The organism is Pseudomonas sp. GM18 (assembly GCF_000282195.1).
Classification (GTDB): Bacteria; Pseudomonadota; Gammaproteobacteria; order Pseudomonadales; family Pseudomonadaceae; genus Aquipseudomonas.
Genome location: NZ_AKJT01000056.1, coordinates 1 through 3,311, shown reverse-complemented (window position 1 = coordinate 3,311; position 3,311 = coordinate 1). Strand labels below are relative to the sequence as shown.

Sequence of the window (3,311 nt, the reverse complement as noted above, 5' to 3'; positions counted from 1 at the left end):
CCGGCGGTTACCTGCCGTTGGCGGCCTGCCTGACCACCGATGAGGTCTACAGCGCGTTCTACGACGACTACCCGACCCTGCGCGCCTTCCTGCATTCCCATAGCTACACCGGCAATCCGCTGGCCTGCGCGGCGGCATTGGCGACGCTGGATATCTTCGAAGAAGACAACGTCATCGAGAACAACAAAGCCCTGGCCCAGCGCATGGCCTCCTCCACCGCGCACCTGGCCGATCACCCGAACGTCTCCGAAGTGCGCCAGACCGGCATGGTGCTGGCCATCGAGATGGTCAAGGACAAGGCCAGCAAGACCGCTTACCCGTGGCAGGAACGTCGCGGTTTGACCGTGTTCCAACATGCGCTGCAACGAGGTGCTTTACTGAGGCCGTTGGGCAGCGTGGTGTATTTCCTGCCGCCTTACGTGATTACCCCGGAGCAGATCGATTTTCTGGCCGAAGTGGCCAGCGAAGGCATCGACATCGCCACCCGTGACAGCGTCAGTGTGGCGGTGCCGAAGGACTTTCATCCGGGCTATCGCGATCCGGGCTGAAGCCCTACCTGTAGCAGCTGGCGAAGCCTGCGTTCGGCTGCGAAGCAGTCGTAAAATCAGAAATTGCGGTGTGTCAGGCAGACCGCGGCCATCGGATTCACGACTGCTTCGCAGCCGAACGCAGGCTGCGCCAGCTGCTACAGATCGCATTACGGCTTAACTGACCGGCATTACGCCACAAAAGCCGTTGCCGCCAATTTGTGCCAAGCTACATTCGAATTTTTACAGAGACCCAAGATGAGACTGTCCCGCTTCTTTATCGACGCCCCTTTGAGCACCGGCGAACACGAGCTGCCCGAGGCCCAGGCGCATTACATCAGCCGTGTGCTGCGCATGGCCGAGGGTGATGCGGTGCAATTGTTCGATGGCTCGGGCCATGAGTTTCGCGGCACGCTGATGGAAGTCGGCAAGAAGCGCGTGGTGGTGCAAATCGATGAAAGCTTCACCGGCCAGGTCGAGTCGTCGCTGGCGGTCCATCTCGGCCAGGGCTTGTCCCGTGGCGAACGGATGGACTGGGCGATTCAAAAAGCCACCGAACTGGGCGTCAGCGAAATCACCCCGATTTTCACCGACCGCTGCGAAGTCCGCCTCAAGGACGAACGCGCCGACAAACGCCTGATGCACTGGCGTCAGGTGGCGATCAGCGCCTGCGAGCAGTGTGGGCGTTCACGGGTGCCGGTGATTCATCCGCCATTGCTGTTGGCTGACTGGTTGAAGCAGACGGCGGCCGAATTGAAACTGGTGCTGCATCCGGTGGCCGAGCCACTGGTGAGCCACGCCAAACCTTCAAGCCTGGCGTTCCTGATCGGCCCGGAAGGCGGCTTGTCCGACGTCGAAGTCGAACAAGCCAAGGCTGGCGGTTTCCACGCCGCCCGCCTCGGCCCGCGTGTGCTGCGCACCGAAACCGCGCCGGTGGTGGCGTTGGCGGTGGCCCAGCAACTCTGGGGTGACTTCTAAAAGATCGCAACCTGCGGCAGCTCCTACAGATCGCGTTTCAATTGTAGGAACTGCCGAAGGCTGCGATCTTTTGATCCTGATCCTCTGCGTCACAAGACGTAAAACCAAATCGCCACAAAGTGCAGCAAACTCCCGGCGATCACGAACAGATGCCAGATCCCATGGGCATGGCGCAGACGATGGTCGAGGGCGAAAAAGATAATTCCTACGGTATAGAGCACCCCGCCCGACGCCAGCAAGGCAAAGCCGACAGGGCCCAATGCCGCCAGTAACGGCTTGACCGCCACCAGCACGATCCAGCCCATCACCGCATAAATCACGATCGACAGAATCCGTGCTTCCGAGCGCGGTTTGATCTCTTGCAGGATGCCGATCAGCGCCAGCCCCCAGACAATCCCGAACAGCGTCCAGCCCCACGGCCCGCGCAGGGTCACCAGGCAGAACGGCGTGTAACTGCCGGCGATCAGCAGGTAGATCGAAAAGTGATCGACCTTCTGCATGATCTCCTTCTTGCGCCCGCGCACGCTGTGGTACACGGTCGAGGCGCTGTAGAGCACCAGCAAGGTAAACGCGTAAATCGCCACACTGACGATCTTCCACGGGCTGCCATCCATACTGGCGATCACCAGCAGCCACACGCCCCCGACAAATGCCGCCACCGCCCCAACCAAATGCGTCCAGGCGTTCAATCTTTCCCCGTGATACATGTGTTGCTCACCTCTACGTTCATTAACGCCGCGCGCAAGGCTCAGGCCTCAAGGTTAAAAGCGCAATGTTTCAGAACACAATGCCCCCTACGAAAGCCATCGAGCCAAACGTTAGCCAATTGGGCACAATCGAGACATTCGAATAAGAGTCTGGCCCATGCTGATCGATGAAGAGTTGACCCTGAAAAAACTCGAGGTGTTCCTGGCCTTCATGCGCACCGGCAACCTGGCCCGCGCCGCCGTCGAGTTGCAGACCAGCAACGTCAGCGTGCATCGCGCCATCCACTCACTGGAAAGCGCCTTGCGTTGCCCGCTATTCAAGCACGAAGGCCGCAACCTGACCCCGCTGGAAAGCGCTTATGTACTGGAAGAGCGGGCGCAGAAGCTGATTCAGGACGTGCTCGAAAGCGTGCGCCTGACCCGCGAAGCCGCCGGGTTCTCTGCCGAACGTTTCAAACTCGGCTCGCTGTATTCGCTGACGGTGAAGACCGTGCCGCAGCTGATCATGGGCCTGAAAATCCGCCGCAGCGAACTCAATATCGACCTGATCCTGGGCTCGAACATCGACCTGCTGTACAAGCTCAAGAACATGGAAGTCGATGCGATCCTGGTGTCGCTGGACGACAGCGTCAACGACCCGGACTGCGAGCAGATCCCGCTGTTTTCCGATGACATCTTCCTCGCCACCCCGGCTGACTCGCCCTTTGCCCAAAGGGCCGAAGTCGACTTGGCCGAGGTTCGCGACGAAACATTCATTACCCTGACCCAAGGCTTCGCCACGCACCAGGACGGTATTCGGGTGTTCAAGCAGGCGGGGTTCGAACCGAAGGTGGCGATGCAGGTGAACGACATCTTCACCCTGCTGAGCATGGTCAGTTCGGGGGTGGGTTATGCGCTGCTGCCGGGGCGGATTGCGGCGGTGTATGAGAACCGGGTGAAGCTGATTCCATTGCAGGAAAAGTACCGGTTGCAGCAGCACATTGGCGTGGTGTTTCTCAAGGCCAAGGAGCGCGACCCGAATTTGCTGGCGTTGCTGGCGGAGTGCCGGATGTATGCCAATCGCCAGGCTTGAGATCTCCAATGATCGTTCCCACGCTCT

4 protein-coding genes are annotated in these 3,311 nt (G+C 59.9%); 3 read left to right on the top strand and 1 reads right to left on the bottom strand.

Going from position 1 to position 3,311, the window contains the following annotated elements; all coding sequences use genetic code 11:
* Both PMI21_RS11995 and PMI21_RS12000 read left to right on the top strand, forming a co-directional pair.
* Positions 1 to 548, top strand: a 548-nt coding sequence (locus PMI21_RS11995; protein ID WP_007939209.1) for an aminotransferase class III-fold pyridoxal phosphate-dependent enzyme, incomplete at its 5' end; no start/stop codon positions are given.
* Positions 549 to 785: 237 nt separating this feature from the next.
* Positions 786 to 1,505, top strand: coding sequence for a 16S rRNA (uracil(1498)-N(3))-methyltransferase (locus PMI21_RS12000; RefSeq protein WP_007939208.1), 720 nt, complete (start codon positions 786 to 788; stop codon positions 1,503 to 1,505).
* Between the two features lie 89 nt (positions 1,506 to 1,594).
* Here PMI21_RS12000 and trhA read toward each other — a convergent pair whose 3' ends face one another.
* Positions 1,595 to 2,212, bottom strand: coding sequence for a PAQR family membrane homeostasis protein TrhA (gene trhA, locus PMI21_RS12005; protein WP_007939207.1), 618 nt, complete (start codon positions 2,210 to 2,212; stop codon positions 1,595 to 1,597).
* A 157-nt stretch (positions 2,213 to 2,369) separates the two neighbouring features.
* Between trhA and PMI21_RS12010 the strand changes: the two genes are divergently transcribed.
* Positions 2,370 to 3,284: a LysR family transcriptional regulator gene (locus PMI21_RS12010; protein ID WP_007939206.1), complete on the top strand. Its 915-nt coding sequence runs from the start codon at positions 2,370 to 2,372 to the stop codon at positions 3,282 to 3,284.
* Positions 3,285 to 3,311: the final 27 nt, after the last annotated feature.

Bases quoted from the DNA above. Each gene is read 5' to 3' on its own strand.
- PMI21_RS12000 (WP_007939208.1), top strand. From the start codon at position 786: ATGAGACTGTCCCGCTTCTTTATCGACGCCCCTTTGAGCACCGGCGAA.
- trhA (WP_007939207.1), bottom strand. From the start codon at position 2,212: ATGTATCACGGGGAAAGATTGAACGCCTGGACGCATTTGGTTGGGGCG.
- PMI21_RS12010 (WP_007939206.1), top strand. From the start codon at position 2,370: ATGCTGATCGATGAAGAGTTGACCCTGAAAAAACTCGAGGTGTTCCTG.